Source organism: Nostoc sp. DedQUE12b (assembly GCF_034530835.1).
Lineage (GTDB): Bacteria > Cyanobacteriota > Cyanobacteriia > Cyanobacteriales > Nostocaceae > Nostoc.
Map to the genome: position 1 here is coordinate 1 of NZ_JAVRCI010000010.1, position 20,277 is coordinate 20,277.

Annotated in this window: 15 protein-coding genes; 7 read left to right on the forward strand and 8 right to left on the reverse strand. The window is 42.2% G+C overall.

Annotated elements, in window-relative coordinates; translation table 11 throughout:
* The 4 genes from RMY16_RS07430 to hetR form a co-directional block, all read left to right on the forward strand.
* Window positions 1-182: hypothetical protein (locus tag RMY16_RS07430; RefSeq protein WP_322735837.1), on the forward strand; the 182-nt coding region annotated here is incomplete at its 5' end.
* Window positions 106-1,365, forward strand: a complete 1,260-nt coding sequence (locus RMY16_RS07435; RefSeq protein WP_322659510.1) for an inorganic phosphate transporter — start codon at window positions 106-108, stop codon at window positions 1,363-1,365. The genes RMY16_RS07430 and RMY16_RS07435, both read left to right, overlap by 77 nt.
* A 621-nt stretch (window positions 1,366-1,986) precedes the next feature.
* Window positions 1,987-4,404: an EamA family transporter gene (locus RMY16_RS07440; protein WP_322735838.1), complete on the forward strand. Its 2,418-nt coding sequence runs from the start codon at window positions 1,987-1,989 to the stop codon at window positions 4,402-4,404.
* Window positions 4,405-6,491: 2,087 nt separating this feature from the next.
* The gene (gene hetR / locus RMY16_RS07445) at window positions 6,492-7,391 is read left to right on the forward strand and encodes a heterocyst differentiation master regulator HetR (protein ID WP_322735839.1); all 900 of its coding nucleotides are present in this window, start codon (window positions 6,492-6,494) and stop codon (window positions 7,389-7,391) included.
* 451 nt (window positions 7,392-7,842) lie between these two features.
* Here the strand turns inward: hetR and RMY16_RS07450 are convergent, their stop codons facing one another.
* Together RMY16_RS07450 and RMY16_RS07455 are read right to left on the reverse strand one after the other, a co-directional pair.
* On the reverse strand, window positions 7,843-8,013 hold the full coding sequence (locus RMY16_RS07450; protein ID WP_322659504.1) for a hypothetical protein: 171 nt from the start codon (window positions 8,011-8,013) through the stop codon (window positions 7,843-7,845).
* Window positions 8,014-8,360: 347 nt separating this feature from the next.
* Window positions 8,361-9,014 carry a hypothetical protein gene (locus RMY16_RS07455; protein WP_322735840.1) on the reverse strand — a complete coding sequence of 218 codons (654 nt, stop codon included), beginning with the start codon at window positions 9,012-9,014 and terminating at the stop codon, window positions 8,361-8,363.
* A 461-nt stretch (window positions 9,015-9,475) separates the two neighbouring features.
* Here RMY16_RS07455 and rpsD point away from each other — a divergent pair, with 461 nt between their 5' ends.
* Window positions 9,476-10,084 (forward strand): 30S ribosomal protein S4, encoded by a 609-nt coding sequence (rpsD, locus tag RMY16_RS07460; protein WP_069071263.1) that lies wholly within the window; start codon window positions 9,476-9,478, stop codon window positions 10,082-10,084.
* A gap of 59 nt (window positions 10,085-10,143) precedes the next feature.
* On the opposite strand, the gene moaA is transcribed toward rpsD, so the two are convergent.
* Window positions 10,144-11,133 (reverse strand): GTP 3',8-cyclase MoaA, encoded by a 990-nt coding sequence (gene moaA, locus RMY16_RS07465; RefSeq protein ID WP_322735842.1) that lies wholly within the window; start codon window positions 11,131-11,133, stop codon window positions 10,144-10,146.
* 162 nt (window positions 11,134-11,295) lie between these two features.
* Here moaA and RMY16_RS07470 point away from each other — a divergent pair, with 162 nt between their 5' ends.
* Window positions 11,296-12,327, forward strand: coding sequence for a hypothetical protein (locus RMY16_RS07470; RefSeq protein ID WP_322735843.1), 1,032 nt, complete (start codon window positions 11,296-11,298; stop codon window positions 12,325-12,327).
* 55 nt (window positions 12,328-12,382) lie between these two features.
* Here RMY16_RS07470 and RMY16_RS07475 read toward each other — a convergent pair whose 3' ends face one another.
* Complete coding sequence (locus RMY16_RS07475; RefSeq protein ID WP_322735844.1) at window positions 12,383-14,734, reverse strand: filamentous hemagglutinin N-terminal domain-containing protein; 2,352 nt, start codon at window positions 14,732-14,734, stop codon at window positions 12,383-12,385.
* A gap of 676 nt (window positions 14,735-15,410) precedes the next feature.
* On the reverse strand, window positions 15,411-15,686 hold the full coding sequence (locus tag RMY16_RS07480) for a hypothetical protein (RefSeq protein WP_322735845.1): 276 nt from the start codon (window positions 15,684-15,686) through the stop codon (window positions 15,411-15,413).
* 378 nt (window positions 15,687-16,064) lie between these two features.
* Here RMY16_RS07480 and RMY16_RS07485 point away from each other — a divergent pair, with 378 nt between their 5' ends.
* Window positions 16,065-16,217 carry a hypothetical protein gene (locus RMY16_RS07485; protein WP_322735846.1) on the forward strand — a complete coding sequence of 51 codons (153 nt, stop codon included), beginning with the start codon at window positions 16,065-16,067 and terminating at the stop codon, window positions 16,215-16,217.
* On the opposite strand, the gene RMY16_RS07490 is transcribed toward RMY16_RS07485, so the two are convergent.
* The 3 genes from RMY16_RS07490 to RMY16_RS07500 form a co-directional block, all read right to left on the reverse strand.
* Window positions 16,214-18,676: a filamentous hemagglutinin N-terminal domain-containing protein gene (locus tag RMY16_RS07490; protein WP_322735847.1), complete on the reverse strand. Its 2,463-nt coding sequence runs from the start codon at window positions 18,674-18,676 to the stop codon at window positions 16,214-16,216. The two genes, RMY16_RS07485 and RMY16_RS07490, sit on opposite strands and share 4 nt — an antisense overlap.
* A 167-nt stretch (window positions 18,677-18,843) precedes the next feature.
* Window positions 18,844-19,170 carry a hypothetical protein gene (locus tag RMY16_RS07495; RefSeq protein WP_322735848.1) on the reverse strand — a complete coding sequence of 109 codons (327 nt, stop codon included), beginning with the start codon at window positions 19,168-19,170 and terminating at the stop codon, window positions 18,844-18,846.
* 204 nt (window positions 19,171-19,374) lie between these two features.
* Entirely contained in the window at window positions 19,375-20,202 is an 828-nt protein-coding gene (locus RMY16_RS07500; protein ID WP_322735849.1) for a carbohydrate ABC transporter permease, read from the reverse strand.
* Window positions 20,203-20,277: the final 75 nt, after the last annotated feature.

Below are 20,277 nucleotides of genomic sequence, written 5' to 3' on the forward strand. Positions count from 1 at the left end.
ACGATGAAGCTAAAAGGTTCAACGATGGAGCTAAAAGGTTCAAAGTTCAACCTTACAAGCTCAAGTTTCATGCTTATCTCTCACTTTCCCCTTGTCTGCAACAAAATGCTTATTACCCTACTTTTCGTCGCTCTACTAGCTTTCTACGTCGCCTGGAATCTCGGAGCAAACGATGTCGCTAATGCAATGGGAACCTCTGTAGGTTCCAAAGCTGTCACCCTCAAACAGGCACTAATAATTGCTGGGGTATTAGAGTTTACTGGTGCTGTATTGTTTGGACATGAGGTAACGGAAACTCTAGCAACGAAAATTGCTAATCCCGCTTTATTCGCAGCTACACCCCAAATATTCGTAACTGGAATGGTAACGGTGCTAATATCCTGTGGTGTGTGGTTGCAAATTGCCACATCACGCGGCTTACCTGTATCGTCTTCTCATGCGGTTGTTGGTGCGATCGCTGGATTTAGTTGGGTAGCTTTGGGAGTAAATGCAATTGATTGGTCATCAATTGGCTTGATTACCATTGGCTGGATTTTAACGCCGTTAATTAGTGGTGCGATCGCTGCTTTATTTTACAGTCAAATCAAGCACTGGATTTTAGATCAACCCAATCAAGTAGTCCAGTTACAAGAATGGATTCCCTGGTTGAGTACTCTCCTGCTAGGTGTCTTCGGCGTGATTGTCTTACCATCGCTGACTGAACCGCTAACCAATTTTGTAATTGAGCAAGTTGGTTTTACAATCCCTGCTTACGACATCCCCCTGTTAACAGGTGCAGTAGCAGCAGTTGGACTCACAATCATTAGCTGGCGACAATTGGGAGATAAGGGAGACAAGGGAGAAATACTCTCCAATCCCGTAGAAAGATTATTTGGTCGATTTCAACTACTAAGTGCTTGCTTTGTCGCCTTTGCTCACGGTTCTAATGATGTGGGAAATGCGATCGCTCCTTTAGCTGCGATCGTTTACATCAATCGCACTGGTAGCGTACCTACTGATGGTATAACTATCCCGCTTTGGATTTTAATTCTTGGTGGTGCTGGTATTGTTGGTGGTTTAGCTGTCTGGGGAAAAAAAGTCATTGCTACCATTGGCGAAAATATTATTGCCTTGCAACCCAGTAGTGGATTTTGTGCCGAATTGGCTACTGCTACCACCATCCTCATCGCTTCTCGGCTAGGTTTACCAGTCTCCACCTCTCACGCTCTCGTCGGTGGTGTAGTTGGTATTGGATTAGTGCAAAATCTCAAATCGATTAAGTTTCAAACACTAAAAGGTATTGCCGCCGCATGGCTAATTACAATCCCTGTGAGTGCTGCCCTTAGCGCTGCCATTTTTAGCATCGCCCAGATTTTATTCTTCTAAGAATTATTAATATTTTCCCAACTTTTCCTCTATTGGAATTTACTCAAAGCAAAACCCAGACTGCAACAACGCCAAAAAAAGCGTGCTTTTGCAGAATTGCTGCTCATTCATTAGAATGTTGTGCAGGGGATAACGTAACTTAGAATTTCCACAGAAGGATACTTTAATCCCCGTTTAGAGATATAAACTGTCACACCAGTTACATTCCACACAAATTTACAGTTAGTTTCGCAAGTCAGACAATTTGGTGGGGATATCTAGCGACGAGTTACCTACGCAAAAGCATCTCTGAATCTTTGCCAATTATTATTGGCAGCAAAACAATAAATATTTATTTGAAGTGAGATTTCTTTGGGAATCGCCAAGACGAGTGCTACCTCACCAAAATTCCCAATCTAATGGTTAAATACTTATCAATGCTGAAGAGGACACGCTGTAGTAAGTTGTGTGGCAAACTTAGATGCTTTGCTAACTTGTGTCTAGTATGACAGAATTACGTTGAAACGCGGAAGTGCTGTTAAAATTTTTAATTTATCTGACAAAATACAGGAAATTAGGATGACCGCCAATCAAGTGTACGGGAAGCAGCTTTATCGTCAAAGTGTTAGAGGTTAGAAGCTAATGGGGCGATTCGAGAAGCAACCAGAAAACCCAAGAGTCAGAGGGGAGCTATCTAGAGCAGCAGAAAATGCTCTTTGGGCTGTAGTTGAAGACTTAGAAAATCTTCAGCAGAATGTCCTCAGAGGCTTGCAGGAAGACGTAAAGCGGCTTCAGTCAGAAAAAAATCGGTTATCTGATGAGATTCAAAGCTTGGTAGAGGAAAAAGAGCATTTACAACAAGTGCGCCAAATCACTGAGCAGCAAGTGTTAATTCGGCAACTCGCAGAAGTTCTGGCAAAGCATATATCTTCACAACTGCAATCCTCTCTGGCAACTTTAGCTAATCAAAGTATCGAGGGCAAATCTTACGAACAAGCCGCGCTAAAGTCTGCTGAAGTAAGCAGCAATGTAGTAGGTGAAATTGGTGAAAAAGTCGAACACATGTTTGACAGTTTGGATGATACCGTTACTATTACCTTTAATTCCTTACAACAGGAACTGAAAAACTATCAAAGTAATCTTTCCCAACAGTTGTCACGGATGTATAGCCAGCAGCAGCAAGGGGAAACGATTTTGGCGGAGTTTGTTAACCGCCTGCATGGAGAACTAGAAAAAACTATAGAAGAAACTACACGCAAATCAGCAACAGCAGGTATACCGACTGTTTTGCAGTTTACGGAGCCACAAAAAAACAGTTCTGTTGATACATCCTTGCCAGAGTTTGAGGAAGTAGTAAGAAATTCCCTTGAGCCAATTTCCCCGATCTCCAATAAATTTTCACCAAGGGAAACGATATCAGAGCCGCCGATTATTAAAGAAAACACCGCGAATCCAATTTCTTCTCCCAGCAAGGATTTATCGGTAAGGGAAACAGCATCAGTAGAGCCGCCGATTGTTAAAGAAAGTACCGCGAATCCAATTTCTTCTCCTAGCAAGGATTTGTCGGTAAGGGAAACAACATTACAGCCGCCGATTGTTAAAGAAAACGTTGCAAATCCAATTTCTTCTCCCAGCAAGGATTTGTCGCCAAGGGAAACAACATTACAGCCGCCGATTGTTAGAGAAAATACCACGAATCCAATTGCTGTCCCCAGCAAAGACTTGTCGGCAACAGAAACGCCATCAGAACCTACTGCGGCTGTAGTTCCGCCACCAAAGGATAATGCCACCGAGCCAGTCTCTGTCCTAAATCAGGAATCGCCGGAAAACGAAACGAAATCAGAGCCTCCGATCGCATCTGTGCTACAGCCGAGAATAATCCGCCCTTCTCTAAAGCTTCCTACTGAACCACTTTCTGTCCGCCGTAAGAACGTATCGCAAAGCAAAGCTGAATCCTCATCGACCACTGCACCAGAACCGCAGGCGGAAGCAAAACCCCCACAATCGCGATCGCCTAACTCCCCTGGCTTATCGACACTCAGAATCGGTTTGTTTTTGATCGTCTTATCGGCAGTGGTATCGTCGCTTTACAACGTAGCCATCAAAGTGATTTTCCACGAAGGTTCCCAGATTTTTGGAGTATTAGAGGTAGAGCAATTGCTACCGCCGACTTTGGGCAATACTCTGTTAATTTTGACGCTACGGTTTATGGTAGTCGTACCATTAATGGTACTTTTGTCTCCGATATTGCATCCAAGACTGTGGCAAGACTTGGAAAATTTGTCTGCTTCAGTCCGAGGAAATTCCACACCTGCCAATGCAGCTACCAAGCAGATTTTGGTGTTGTCAATTGTGAGTGGGTGCTTTTTATTTTTATCGCAGGTACTAATCTACATTGCGATCGCTCAAGTCACAACTGGAATGGCGATCGCACTGTTCTTTATCTATCCAATGGTTAGTGGTCTATTTTCGTGGTTTCTGTTCCGCGATCGCCCCACTCTATTCCGCATCGCTGCGATCGCCGCGATTTGCTGCGGTGAATTGTTGGTTTTAGGGGGTTCTCCCAACATCGGGATCGGTAATACTTCAATGGGAAGCAGCACTGCCATTCTTTCGGGTGTGGCTTTTGCTGCCTATATAATTCTGACGCGAGTCTGTGCTAGCAAACTGCATCCGGTGACTTTTACTTTAATTAACTTCACTACGATGTTGTTATTGAGCTTTATCTGTTTAATGCTACCTTTGCCCAGCAGTTGGAACTTGGTAGTAGTTGATCCCTCGAAAATGCTGGAATTAGTTTTAAGCGCGTTTATTTTGGGTGTGCTGACTCTTGCAGGTTATTTGCTCAATAATGTTGGTATTAGTAAATTAGGTGCCTCGCGATCGGCGCTCATCGGTGGTAGCATCCCAGTTTTAACCGTGATTTTCGCTGGGTTAATCATTCAAGAAAATTTGGATATTGTGCAGATTCTGGGAGTGTTATTTGTAACCTTTGGCGCGGCTGCTTTCAGCTTTGAAACAATGCGAAATCAGGTTAAACCCTCTAGTCCCACCAATTAAATGGCGAGTTCAATCAGCTTAAGAGTGATGGAAACTACTTTACCTTCCAATACGGTTCGGTTAAAGGGGAAAGGGGAAAGAGGAAAGGTTTTGAATACGTCCTTTACCCTTTACCCCTTACCCTTTCCCCAGACCAGAAGGAAAGTGAAAAATGCTTATCCGAACCGTATTGCTTTACCTTCCATCACTCTCAAAATCAATCCTGACGCTAATGCACCCCCTTGTAACTTCTCTAAATCATCTGTGACAAACAAGATCCCCGCCTTCTCAAAGAAGTCGGGGATTTAAATTTTTACGAATGATTTCAGAATGCTCTATAGGTGCAGATAACACTTAATAGCTCGATGAGCAGTAATCAGAATAAATCAACTTGTAATATATTTTTAAGGATTTAGCCTGATACAGGTAGGGAAAACACGTATATGTAAGCAATATGAGTAGTACTGACTTCAGCAATTGAGTACGAGTACTTGCTCACAGAGGAGATTCGTAAGGAGTTAAGACTATTGCAGTACATTTTGGAACTAAGAGATGGAGAAGTCGCAGAAATGTTTAGAGTAACTCGTTTTCTGAAGCCAAACGCACTTTGTTGATATTAGCGGTCGGCCTACCTGTTTTTTCGTAGGGAGGCAAATTAAGTGGGCAAGAATAAACCAACTTATGTTAAGCAATGTAAATTTAATTAAATTGCCTTGTCTGAAGGGCTAAAGCCCTTATCCCTCGGTTTTATTTGTCGCTAATGGGGAAGCCTCCCAGACCGCACTAAGTCACGAAAAATCTTTAATTATTCACACCCACTTACTAATTGTGTTTCGTAAAATGGTATCTTTATTTCTGTCGTTTTATACAAGTAAGCTTAATCTGCGTAGGCGTAGCCCACCGTAGGTATCGCCCAGACACCTAGAAAAAGCAGCTTATATCGTACCTTGCTACGGATTATCATCCTTTTATAGCAACAAACTATCTAGGTAATTCAAGTCTATCAAATCTATAAAATAGCGAGGTAAAAACATACTTAAAAGTAGCCAATAAATTAGTTAAATCATGAAAGCTCTAAAATTTTTTCATGAAATAAATATAAATTTATTGCTAAACAATCTCTAAATAATCATAGGATGGAACCCAAAATGTTTTATTATATGTCTGGCTATTAACTAATCTTTCGGTTATTAGCAGGAGCCGCAAAGCCTTATAAATACGCGATTTAGTCGGAAGTCATCGCGGCTTTTTGTGTCCAATCATCATATATAAAATAATGAATAAAACTGGAGTTTAAGAGTAAATATAAAAATATCATCAAACCTTGATTTAAGCAGAATATAAAATATCTAAATACTCATCATTTATAAACTTTAAAATGCACAATTTTATTTCAAAACTAAAAAATAGTGATATGATAATGAACAATATTTGAAAAACAACAGGTATTTTGAAATTGGAATTATTTGCTCTACTTGATGTCTACTATGTTTCCTCAAGCCAACGGCTGATACTGCCGAGACATCACTGGAGGTTGTGAACGGAATGATAGTTTACAACGAGCTGTATAGCTTAACCTCTAAATGTGGTTACACCTGGAAAGCAATTTCTTTTGAGACTATTCCCAATTATTTCTAGTCATTTGTGTACTACAAATAATTCGCCAAAGCTGAAAACAAGCATCTTTTTCTAGTAACAGATATCCCAAATTAACCACGCAAACTAGTTTTTATTCTGAGTCGGCATAGTGCCATAATTAGGTATAAGCAGCTTGACGTTGTTGCTCTTGAAAGATGAAAAAACCAGATAAATAAAGGGCTTTGGAGATCAATTGCAGCATAGTTGACTTTTGGGAGATAAACCGCCGTTAAGCTAGATTTGGTGGTGTCTCTAATTTTCCGGTTAGATGCAGAAACAGTTATAGTCACAACTACCGACTCTGCTTTTCTACCAGGAAATATGCGAAAACGGTAGTTTGCGCTACCACCGATATCATCGTTATCGCATACTAATATAGTTTGAAGTAAAGACAGCTTTCAGCCAGGTGTATACTACCTATTTTCACTCGATTAAAAATTTTGTAAACGTGCTATTCAATTGTCTGTAATATGAGTAACGACATAGATCTGATCAAACGTCTTGACCCCAGTGCGATGGATCAGATCATGCTTTATCTGGCTTTTAGTGCCATGCGGACGAGTGGGCACAGGCATGGGGCATTTTTAGACGCAGCCGCAACAGCAGCAAAGTGTGCAATTTACATGACCTATCTAGAGCAGGGACAAAACCTGCGAATGACAGGGCATTTGCATCACTTAGAGCCAAAACGAGTAAAAATTATTGTAGAAGAAGTCAGACAGGCACTAACAGAAGGCAAACTGTTAAAAATGCTGGGTTCTCAGGAACCTCGCTATTTAATTCAATTGCCTTATGTCTGGCTAGAAAAATATCCTTGGCAACCGGGGCGATCGCGTGTTCCTGGTACTAATCTGACAAGTGAAGAAAAAAGACAAATTGAGCAGAAACTGCCCAGTAATTTACCTGATGCTCAGTTAGTTAGCTCCTTTGAGTTTCTGGATTTGATCGAGTTTTTACACAAGCGATCGCAAGAAGACTTGCCACCCGAACACCAAATGCCTTTGAGTGAAGCTTTGGGTGAGCATATTAAGCGCCGTCTGCTTTACTCAGGAACGGTAACACGGATTGATTCTCCTTGGGGAATGCCTTTCTACGCGCTTACCCGTCTTTCTTATACCCCAACAGACGATGAAGAACGTACACACATCACCGTGGAAGATACTGCTCGGTATTTCCGCATGATGAAAAATTGGGCAGAACGGCGACGAAATGCCATGCGCTTGCTGGAAGAACTTGATATCCTCCCAGAAAAAATGGATCAGGCTATGGAAGAATTGGATGAAGTTATCCGTGCCTGGGCAGACAAATATCATCAAGACGGTGGTATTGCAGTGGTTTTACAGACGGCTTTTGGTGAAAAAGAAGACTAGTACAACTAACTGTGCAAACTGTGCAAAATTCTAAATTCTCAAAGCTGAAAAACTGACGTGAGTTCAACTAACCTCTCTCCAACTCCTCTTGGCGTTGGAGAGGAGCATGATCATATTTTTCATTTATTTGAATGCTTACCTGGGAAGTGGACACTTTGGGAACAGTGCTAGGTATGGGAATGCCCATAAGTGGCTGAAGTGGTATTGAAGTTTGTCTGAGCTAATAAAGCGTTTGATGGAAGTTGCATTAGGGTAAAATCCGCCTGAAGGTTCGCGTGATATCTTTCTAGTCTGGATAAGACTAGGTATTGGCATAATCGAGAAGGGCAAAAAGACGGCTTTTTTGGGCGAGGTGCTGAAACTTCTTCAAACTTTCAATGATGATATAGATACCAAAGTAAGAAATATAGTAACTATTATTGCTTCAATTCCAGCTTGTTCTGACTTGGGACTAGTGTGACAAAGCGATCGCTTTCTTTACGATCAAACTACCGATAATCTTTTCTTTGACGCAGATGGGATTGGTAAAGCTGCACAAGTTCAAATCGCCTAGTTCTCGAATCAGGCAATGGTGACTAATGTAAATATAGCTGTAAATATAGCGCTTCTTGCTTGAGTTCAATACAGACCTAACCCCCAGCCCCTTCCCTGCTAGCATTGGGGAGCAAGATTCAAAGCCTCTCTCCTTTTAGGAGAGAGGTTTGGAGAGAGGTCAAAGTGTATTGCTTCCATTCGAGAACCGCTATATTACTGTCATTGCCTAACCAAAGCTATATAGTCAGCAAAGGTAAATTATCCAGTCAGGTTGAGGCATTGTAATAATATATGAGGTTGGGTTTCGCTGTTGCTCAACCCAACCTACAAATTAAAATCGGATGATTTATTTTTCGGTAGTCCCTGAATCAGGTTGACAAATAGCCACTCTATATTCAACCTGTATTTTCAATCAATTACACAAAGCACTGTAATCTAATTAGTGCCCGGTTGGGTTGGAACAACTGGTTGAGTTGGAACAACTGGTTGGGTTGGAAATGGGGTAGTCTCTAAACTTGGACTTGAACCCGCAGGAATTATCGTTGGCGGTGTAGACGAAGATGAAGCACCGATAACACTATCATCAGCACTGATACAAGTATCTAGCGCTTGAGTAGCCGGAAAGTCGATTTGACTACGCAAGCCAACCACACACTGCCCAAAGCGCACAGGTAACAAACTGCGTCCACAGTAATCTAAAACTGCCGGATTAGCTTCTTCCTTAGTACTTAAGCTAACGCCGACTACACAGGTTGCTAACTCTTCAGGACGCCGGGCCTTCCCACAAGAAGAAAGCGCATCCGTTGCAGCAATTTGGGTTTCCTTATCAATTTTCACCACGCAAGCAGCCAAATCTCTTGGACGCAATGCTGCTGCACAACCTTCTGATGCCGCTTCTGCCCTTACACCCACACTCAGGAGGCGACCCGCACAGACACTATAATCATTCCTGTAGGAGGCAGCAACAGCCACATTAGGCAAGATTGTTAAACATCCAGCTATAGCCAAAACTGGTAATGTTAAAATCCTGGAGGTGGAACTGCCTTGTTTGTTCTTACCTCTACTAACCACTTTTTTGCTCATTGACATTGCCATTCTCCAAACACCCAAAGTTATGCTAACTCAAATATCTTAAAAATCCTCTGAAATTCTTGAATTACAGAGGTAGTAAAGTGTAGACATAATTAATTATGTCGAAAATTGTGTTAATATAGCTGTTTGAAAGATAAGTAGGCAACGTAAAAAGTATTTCAGAGTAAGAATACTGCGTAAACCAATCTGATGATTGAGTAGTCTACGAAACTAAATAAACACAAAAAACTTATTGGCAGTAGTACGGCGGGGCACGTCGGAATTCAGGCTTGGAAGCCAGTTTGTCGGCTCAACCGACTTAAAGCAACTGGTGTAAAGGAGATGCCTCTACATTGGTAAGATACGTCATACCAAAGTAAGCAACTTCAAAAAACCAAGAATCCGCTGATTTATGATCAGTGGAATGTCAAAATGGAATGTTTGGGTAAAGTTTAAACAGGATTAGATTAAGGAAACTCATGTCCCGATATAGAGGGCCCCGCCTCAGAATTGTCCGCCGCTTGGGCGACTTACCAGGATTAACTCGTAAAAGTGCCAGACGCGCTTACCCACCTGGGCAGCATGGCCAGAATCGCAAGAAGCGCTCTGAATATGCTATCCGTCTAGAGGAAAAGCAAAAGCTCCGCTTCAACTACGGTTTGACTGAAAAGCAATTGCTCCGCTATGTGCGGAAAGCCAGACGTGTTACTGGTTCTACCGGACAAGTACTGCTGCAATTGCTAGAGATGCGCTTGGATAATACCGTTTTCCGCTTGGGTATAGCCCCGACTATCCCAGCAGCTCGTCAACTGGTAAATCACGGTCACGTAACTGTTAACGGTCGTGTCGTGAATATTGCCAGCTACCAATGCCGTCCTGGGGAAACAATTGCAGTCAGAGATCGGGCACAATCACGGAAGTTGGTGGAAGCGAACTTGCAATATCCCGGTTTGGCCAACCTCCCCAGTCATTTGGAGTTTGACAAAAATAAGTTGGTTGGTAAAGTCAACAGCGTTATTGAGCGCGAATGGGTGGCACTACAAGTTAATGAACTACTTGTTGTGGAATACTACTCACGACAGGCGTAATAGTCATTTGTCCTTAGTCATTTGTCCTTAGTTATTTGCAAAGGGCAAATGACAAATTATTATCCGCCAATTTGCGACATGGTGCGGGTGTATGTACCTAAATTATTGCCAGAATCACGTTGTTTAAAGTTAATTTCTGGTTTGATTCCGAGTAAATGTCTGACCTGTTCTTGTAATTGAGCGGTGCTGACACCAGAACGTAGGGCAGTTTTTAAATCTATTTGACCAGTTTCATTTAATAAACAGGGACGCAGCCAGCCATCAGCACTCAGGCGCATCCGGTTACAACGATCGCAAAAACATTCTGACATCTGACTAATAAATCCTAGTGTCCCCTTCGCATTGGGAATTTGAAAGACATCAGCAGGGCCAGCACCACGAACTTGTGATTCTGTCAAGCCCCAGCGATCGCGAATACGTTCTCGTAAATCGGCTGAAGATACCCAACCGCGATCGCCAAATAAATGCACATTACCAATGGGCATAAATTCAATAAATCGAACGTGCCACTGTTTATCAATTGTCAAGGCAGCTAAATCGAGAACTTCGTGGTCATTAACCCCAGGAATCACCACTACATTCAGCTTCAGGGGGTCGAATCCGACTTGATGGGCAGCTTGAATCCCCTGCCAAACTTGTTGCCAACGAGAACGCCCTTGATTACCAATAATTTGGTCAAAAATATCGGGATCGAGAGAGTCCAGACTAATATTAATTCGTCGCAGACCAGCATTGTAGAGGTTTTGTGCCATCGGAGCCAGCAAAAAACCGTTAGTGGTCATTGAGAGGTCTTGAGTTTGGGGTAAAGTTGCGATCGCACCGACTAAATCCACCACACGCGGACGCAATAAGGGTTCTCCCCCAGTCAAACGAAATCGGGTAAAGCCTACTGGAATAAATACTTCTTGAATTAAGGTGAGCAATTCTTCATCAGTTAATAACTGTTGCTTGAGAATATAATCCAGTTCTACTCCCTCTGGCATACAGTACTGACAACGAAAATTGCAGCGATCGATTAAGCTAATGCGGAGGTAGTCTACCTGGTTCATCGTTTTATTTTTATTCTCTCTGATTAATTAAAGACTTTACAAAAGTGGTTTACTCCTTCCTACTATATTTGTTGTAACTCAAAATACCTTACTCCCCCTTAAGTATGAGTCCACAGATTGTGGCATAATAAGCCGATCGCATCCACTAGTTAGCCATCAATCGTGCAAGATACCGACTCCATCAACGACCTTGCTGCTGCTTTACTACAGCCAGCCGATATCAACTTTGAACTGCCCGATCCAGAAGATGAACAGATTCTAGAGTCAGATTTTCAACAGCAGCTAGAAGTAGCTTGGCAGGTATGCGATCGCTTTGATTTGCAAACTGAAATCTGGCGGGGGCGAATTTTACGGGCGATCCGCGACAGAGAAAAAGTGGGTGGTGACGGACGCGGTACTGGCTTTTTGCGATGGCTAAAAGAGCGAGAAATCAGTAAAAGTCAAGCATACTCCTGGATTCAACTGGCGAATAGTGCCGATACTTTGATTGAAGACGGGAAACTTGACCCCGGATCTGTGAACAACTTCAGTAAACGGGCATTTGTTGAAACCTCCAAAGCAGTTCCAGAAGTGCAACAGATGGTGAGTGAAGCCGCCCAAAAAGGCGATCGCATCACAAGGCGGGAAGTGCGTCAACTCAATGATGAATGGACAGCCATGTCCTCAGATTTATTACCCGAAGCAGTTAAAGAAAAAGCCGCAGATAACACCCTTCCCCCGCGCTACATTGCCCCTCTGGTGAAGGAAATGGAAAAACTGCCAGAATCGCACCAAAAGTTTATCCAGAAGGAAATAGCTGCTAATCCTGATGTGGATACCCTGAAACAGGTAACTAGCGAAGCGCGTAACTTGGCGAAATATCTCAAAGGTGCGGCTCAAGTTCAGGCGTTAACGCAGGAAAATGTTGATATTGAAACAGCTTTAGAAGAAGCGCAAAGGGTCGGCTGTTTGAGCATTGCTGCTGATTTGGTAAATCAAGCATCGCAAATTGAACAAACGATCGCTAAATTATACATGACTTGGAAACGGATCGGTAATTTAGCAGATCGATTATATGTAGATACTGGTGCAAGTACACCCAACTTGCGATCGCTCCTCACTTGCTTGGAACCTCTGGGTGGTGAAATCATGGAATTGCAACTTAGCGGTGCGACTGAACACACTGTTCGTTTGCAAATTCAGGAGAGGAGTTAGGCAGCAGCGATCGCACTTGACCGCGAAGTTACGAAATATCGCCATATCTCAAATTTTAATGATCAGCGCAAGATGGAGCGGTGAGCGAGGAGTTATGGGGCGTTGTCGTGGGTACTTGAGCAACCAGAACTACGTTCCCATTGGCATCTATAATCCAGCCTTGGGCTTCTACAATTTGAGTAGGTTCATTGACATAATTTACTTTCTGTGATTTTTTTTCTGTGTTTCTCTGCGCCTGAACAACGGCTCTTTTCAGAATACTGCCAGCACGATTCTGACTCTCTGGCTTGAGTGTGATCCAATCTGCCAGTACCGCATCATCAGCTATCAATGGCTGCGTAGGATCGGCTACTAGTCCTCCACGTCCAGTGGTAATAAATGAATTTCTTGCTATTTTTCCACCAGAACTACAACTAGCAGCTATTTGCTGCGAAGCATCAACCAGATTTACGGGTAATTCTACTAATCCTTTACTTGGGTCAGCATCCGGTGAGTTGATTCGTACTGTGCCATTTAATGAAGGGTCTTGCTGAGAAAACGCCGTGATATCGCTGGTTGGAAGGTTACTTGGTTTTAGTTGCTCTGGATCTTTAGTGTTTAACAGCCTTTCTAGGTCTGTACGGCTGCGCGGCACAAACCCAAAGATGTTCTTAGCGGTGATTGTGATTTTACCACCAGAACCAAAGTTGGCGTTGGCGGTGATATCGTTATTTCCGAAGGGAGTGGCTACAACGAAGCCATTTGGTGCATTGATGGTGATTTGACCTCCATCTCCCTTAGCTGCTGCATTAGTAGAGATTTCACTATTGCGGCGCATGAGTAATAAGTCCCGCACCTTTAGCATAATATTACCGCCCTGACCTGACTCACTATTAGATGTGAGTTTTCCTTGGTTGTCCAGAAGTATGGAGCCAGCGATTACATCTACATCACCTGCTTTACCTAGAATATATCCATCTGGGTAAGTGTAACCTGAGTTTTTTTGACTACTCACTGTTAATTCAGCCCGATCTTGGATAATCAATTTTCCTGTGTTAATTATTACTTTTCCGGCATCTCCAGAAGTATTAGTTAAAGCAAACAAGCCGCTAGTAACATTAAAATTGCTTATTGAGGTTCCAATTAGTTCAATAGACTCGGAAGCGTTCACAATCAAATCTCCTCCTGCCCCTTTACCTGGTATGGATTGTGAGTTCTCACCCAAGAATCCAATAGAGTCTGTTGATACCTGTCCCCCATTTTGTATACGTAACCTCTTAGTGTTAATGCTAAGTTCACCCGCCTTTCCGGCAACGGCGGTTGAACTGAACAATTGACTAGGTACAATATAATCACTGCCTGGTTCAGGAGAACTACCAATCACCTCCACAAGATCAGATGCGTTCACGGTTAACTTTCCCCCATTTCCCTCACCTATAGTAGCAGTGGATACGGCTGCGCCATCCTGAACAATTAAGTTCGTAGCATTAATCGTTAAGTCTCCGCCATCTGCGACACCTGTAGCCTGAGTTTTTAACTCAACACCATAACCTATTAGTTTAACGGTATTACCCTGCACCTGGATGTTGCCTCCACTACTATCTTTGTTATTAGCATTTACCTGAGATGGAATATCAGAACCGTTAACAGTTCGCGGCATTAGTTTAATATTCTGGAAATTCTGCACACCTTCATATCCCAAAACCCAACCTTGAACCGTTGGATTCAGACTAACCAAACTATTAGCAGCGACACTTCCTAGCTCAATTCGTCCAGATGTTGCAGTTAAATTTCCGCCCTCCAGAGTTATGTCGCCGCCTACAAGTGCCAAGGTTTTATCTGGCTGCACTTGTAGACCAACAGGGTTATCCTGATTTGGATATCGAGATTGATTGCGGATGGGAGCCGCAGTTGCTCCGAATTGTAAGCCAATGGGTACACTTACTGTTAGCAGAGGTGTAGTTCGGGGATCTGTGGCACTAAACTTTGTACCATCAGCAAAGTTCAAACTACTTGCGGTACTTGCTACAAATGAACCGCTAATTTGTAAAGAAGCATTTTCACCAAAAATAATCCCATTGGGATTAATTAGAAATACGTTAGCTGTGCCGTCTGCTCTCAGAATGCCCTCAATCTTAGAAATAGAGTTACCTGTTACCCGGCTAATAAAGTTTTGAATATCTCCAGGATTTTTAAAGTAAGCCGTAATCCCTGGAGGTACAGAAAATTGCTCAAAACTGTGGAACAGATTGTTTCCTGCTCTGGTTCCACCTTCAATATTTGTCATATTACCGTCTGATGTAACCTGAGAATTAGTAGGTAAAGTACCATCCGGGGTAATTTGTGCAATAGCAGAGTTACCGCAGAAAGCTATTGCACCACATACTGCAAATCCTAGACTTTTAAACCAGACCCACAGATTACTCATACTTGATATTGTACCGCTTTAAAAAAATATTAATTGCTCACAATAGTGACGTTCAACCTGTATTAACGGAGTGCGATAATTAGACTACATCGCAATAGAATCGGTAATCTGCGTTTCGCTCTTTATCAACTTTTATAGCGTTTATCATTTGCAAACAATATGGGGTAGGGGCACAATATTTTTGTACCCCTTCTAAGCTCGACTTTATCCAAAAACAGGAACTCGGTTTTATTTATCCGGCAAAAACCCTGGCTTTTTGGCAAATACTTTTTCTATGTCATAGATGAGCGATGAAGTTCAAAAAGTAAAACTAATACGGTTTGAAATGGAATGAAACAGCCCTGTTTTTTAAGGGGGATTAGGGGGAATAAAGAAGTGCTTAAAATCATATGATTTATATAGGAATCCTATTTGATTGTTGAACAAAATTCCGTACAGTTTAATCTTCTATAACCCTTTTAGAAGAGTGCCTTTTGCCTATTGCCTACATGATTAAGTTCATAAATCAAATCGGACTCCTATATTAGAGCTGATTCGTAAATCAAATCTTAAGCAAACCCAATTCATTGCTAGGCAAAACTTTCAGAGAAGAAACGCTTTATTGGCTCAAATTCCTGAAACCCTTACGAGATAAAGACTTTACTTTCATTTATAAATTAGCTCTTAAGGCTAACCACTAATGACATTTCCTGCGACCATTGGCATCGATCACGCAGTCATTTAGTTCCTTCTTTATATGTAGAATTCCTTCGGCAAAATCCTGAACATCCTTCTTTCCATTAGGATAATTCAATTCAGTTTTATTAAGGTCTATATGACTTTGCAAATTATTATAATTATCTTCTGATATACCATCATTTTTGCTTGCACTACTAGATTCAGAATTATTCAAGCTCTGACTAATTTCCTTTTGAATATCCTCTGTTAACTGTTGTGTGTTTTGAGAATTCATAAATTTTGCTCTCCTTGGAGACTGGTAAATGTGTAAAACTATTTTGTGATGTACTAAATTAACATGAGTTCGATTAGTACAGTTTGGCAACGAATGAATTAAGAATACAAAGGCTAGAGTGGTACGAAAGCATTAGGTTTTTAACGCTCTTGTGAACTCCGATAATTATGACTTCAACTTGACTAGTAATAATTACGCACTGTGTAATAAAACTTCATATATTTCTGCCGGATTTCTTTAAAGGATTGATGAATCTGGCTACTGACCATTGATCGCTCAAGAGGATGGAATAATTGATATCTCCTCAAGTGTCACACTCTGCTTACGGTTTGGATAAACTCAGAAGCTTTATTAGGGCGATCGCTTATATAAAGTTCATTGCAAAGAAGCGATATCTACGACGATCTACGCCAACGCACTGATTTAGTGGAAAGGGCGATCGCTCATAATAAAGTTCATTGCAAAGATAGTGATGTCTACGACGGCCTACGCCAACGCACCAACAAAAGTTACGAAAATCTGAATTTTTAATTAGCACCGCAAGATGTAGCGACGAGCGAGGAGTTATGAGGCGATGCAGTAGGTACTTGAGCCACCAGAACCACGTTCCCTTTAGCATCTAGAATCCAGCCTTGGGCTTCTACAATTTGAGTAGGCTCATTGACAGAATTTACTTTCTGTGATTTTTCTTCTGTGTTTCCCTGCGCCTGAGCAACGGCTCTTTTCTGAATACCCTCAGCCCGATTCTGACTCTCTGGAGGGAGTGCGATCCAATCTGCTAGCACCGCATCATCAGCTATCAATGGCTCTGTAGGATCGGCTTGTATTCCTCCACGCCCTGTAGTAACAAATGAACTTCTTCCTATTTCTCCACCAGAACTACAACCAGCAGCAATTTGCTGTGAAGCATCAACCAGATTGACAGGTAGTTCCACTAATCCTTTACTGGGGTCAGCATCTGGCGAGTTGATTTGTACAGTGCCACTTAATGAAGGGTTTTGTTGAGAAAATGCAGTGATGTCACTTGTTGGTACGTTATTTGGGTTTATATCTTTTGGGTCGAGCCTCTCCACCTCTGCACGGGTGCGTGACACAAACCCAAAGCTATTCTTAGCGGCGATCGCGATTTTACCACCAAAACCAAAGTTGGCGTTGGCGGTAATATCGCTATTTTCGAAGGGAGTGGCGACGAGAAAGCCATTAGGTACATTGATGGCGATATTACCGCCAGTTTTATCACCTCCGGCATTAGTAGAGATTTGACTGTTGCGACGCATCAGTAATAAGTCCCGCACCTGTACCGCAATGTCACCGCCCTTACCTGACTCACTATCAGATGTGAGTTTTCCTTTATCCAGCAGGATGGAACGAGCGCTTATATTGAGTTTGCCTGCTAGACCTAAATTGGGTACACCCCCTTGATAGTTGACACCCTTTCGAGCTTCACTGCTCACAGTTATTGCCGCCCCATCTTTGATCGTCAATCGCTCTGTAGTTAGGGTCAAGTTGCCGCCATTTCCAGGCCCTTGAGTGCCAGCAAACAAGCTACTGAGCCTAGAACCATTTGCTGAGGTTCCCATTAATTCTACGGACTCAGAGGCGTTCACTGTCAAATCTCCTCCATTTCCTATAGCTGGTATAAATTGATTAGAAAAACGCCCAAGTATACCCTCAGAACTTGTTGATATTGCTGCCCCTCCCTCGATACGTAACTTTCCAGTATTAATTATTATGTTGCCAGCATTTTGAGCGCCAAAAGTTGCACTAAATAATCCACTCGATATTAAATCACTACCATCTGGCAAAGGAGAAATGGGGATACCTGCAATTAGTTCTACGGAATCTGAGGCGTTGATGGTCAATTGTCCGGCCAATCCCGAACCAACATTGAACATTAAGACTTGCGCTCCATCTTTGACAATCAACTTTCTGGTAGTGATATTTATATTTGCAGAGTTTCCAGTGTCGAAAGTTCCAGTAGACAAGAACGCATTTAGTCCAAGTTCTACAGACTCGGAAGCGTTCACTGTCAAATTTCCTCCTGGTTGCGCTCCCAGAGTCAGAGCCAAAATTTGTGAACCGTCAGTTACCAGTACGCGCTGTCCTTGCACGTGGATATTACCGCCACCTTTGCCACTGGTATCTACAGTAGATGGAATCTGACTTTGCTGGGTTAGTTGAATGTTCTGAAAATTTTGAACACCCTCATATCCTAATGCCCAACCTTGATTCGTTGAATTCAGACTGACCAAACTATTGCCAGCAAAGCTTCCTAACTCAATTCTTCCCCCACTTGCTGTTAAATTTCCGCCCTCTAGGGTTATATCACCAGCTATCAGTGCTAGGGTTTTGCCTTGCTGCACCTGTAGACCAACACCTTGTCCGAAGGTATTAATTGCATTATTGGGACTTGCTTGGGATTGATTGCGGATGGGCGCCGCATTTGTTCCAAATTGTAAACCTATAGGAACACTTTCTGTGAGTAGAGGTGTAGTTTGAGGTGATGTAGCACTAAAGCTTGTACCATCAGCAAAGTTCAAACTACTCGCCGTACTCGCCACAAATGAACCGCCAATATTTAAAGAAGCATTGGGCCCAAAAACAATGCCGTTAGGATTAATCAAAAATACGTTGGCTGCACCGTTAGCTTTGAGAATGCCATCTATATTAGAAACAGAATTGCCTGTCACCCGACTGATGATGTTCTGAATATTGATTGCATTGTTGAAATGGGCTGTCCTTCCCGCAGAGATAGAAAATTTTTCAAAGCTATGGAGCAAGGTTGTACCACGAACTGCTCCACCATCAATCTGGTCTATAGGCTGACCATCGATTAGCTCTGGTGTAATGATTGAACTTTCAGATCCAAGTGTGGCATCTTTTTGAATTTGAGCTAGAGCAAAACTCTCAGCAAAAATGAGCACTCTAGCAATTACTAAAGTACTCACTATTCCTAACTTCCAGTGGCAACTGCTTCGATTTTGAGACATGAAAAACTGGCGCTCAAAACATCAGAGTTTATTAAAATACTATTTTTGCTAAATAGTGGTGTTAGTACGCTGATGTTATCTCTGTAACCTAACTACTACATAAATGCAAAGCTTAGTATTTTTACATTCACTAGAATAAACTCTTTCCAGTCCGAAGATTAAATTATTTAGCAGTAACAGCCTAAAGGGCTACCAGTTGATGGGCAAGGGATACACAATGCTTTTTTCACCAACACAATTTCTGGTATTGAAGCTGTTGGAGTTACTGGTAATAATGCATTGGGTTGCTGTTCATCAACTGCATCATCAGATTTGAGTTGATTGGGGTCGAGATTACATTGCCAATGAATTCTCAGGACTCTATATTCTAATAAGCCGTACTTTTCAAGCACTGAATGTAAGTCAGCATTTTCTAGGCTTTGATCCATTTTCTGCTGAATTTCTTCTTGTAACTGCTGTAATATTTGAGGATCTATGACTTGTTGAGAACTCATGAGTGTTTTCGTTCCTGACGGGAGGTGTATAATTATTGCTTCAGTTTAGTTAGCAATGATTACGCTCAGTGTCATAAAAGTTCATAATTTTCCTGCGAGATTTTCTTTACAGCTATTTTTAACTAATACCAATTCAAATTATTTCTTGTCGAGCGAGCATCTCGTCTAGTAACTAAATCGGGCTTTTACTTACCGCCTTCCCCACTAATTCTTAATCCCTGTCGCAGCAATACCCTGAAGAAATTGACGCTGACCGATGAGAAATAATACCATCACTGGAATTGTGGCTATTGTCACTGCTGCCATCATCAAGGGCCAATTATTCGTAAATTGCTCCTGAAACTCAGCCAACGCTAGTTGCACAGTCCTTAATTCTGGTCTTGTCGTAAATACTAGAGGCTTAAATAAATCATTCCACTCACCGATGAAGGTGAACAAAAACAGCGTTAGCAAGGCCGGGCGAGCTAAAGGTAACATCACCCGCCACAAAATTTGTAGTCGGTTCGCCCCATCTATCGCTGCGGCTTCCTCTAACTCTACAGGAATTGTCTGGAAATACTGACGTAATAAGAAAATCCCATATCCGCTAACCGCAGTGGGTAAAATCAGCGCCCAGTATGTATTTATCAGGTGTCCCCACTTCAACACCAAAAAGATGGGAATCACCAATAACTGAAAGGGAATCACTAAAGTTGCTAAAACGACTAATAGCAGTGCTTGGCGTCCCCGAAACTTCAACCGTGCTAGGGCGTAACCAGCCAAAGCAGAAGTGACAATCTGAAACGCCGTCACAGCGATCGCTACCAAGGTAGAATTAGCAAACGCCAGCAAAAATTTTCCCTGTTGCCATGCTACGCGGTAATTTGCTAAAGACCAGTTATTTTTGAACAAATTTTCTGGGCTGGCGGATGTCGGTGCAAAGGAGGTGAGAAAGACCACAAACAGCGGTAGTAGAACGATAAATGCCCCTAGCAGTAAGACTACTAGGCTCAAAAAATCACCAGATTTCACATTCAGGTTTGGTTTAGACATAACTTGAGCTGCAAAGCATTTATTTCGCTAGTACTAGAGCATTGCCCCCAGCAACCATTAATCTATAAACATAGT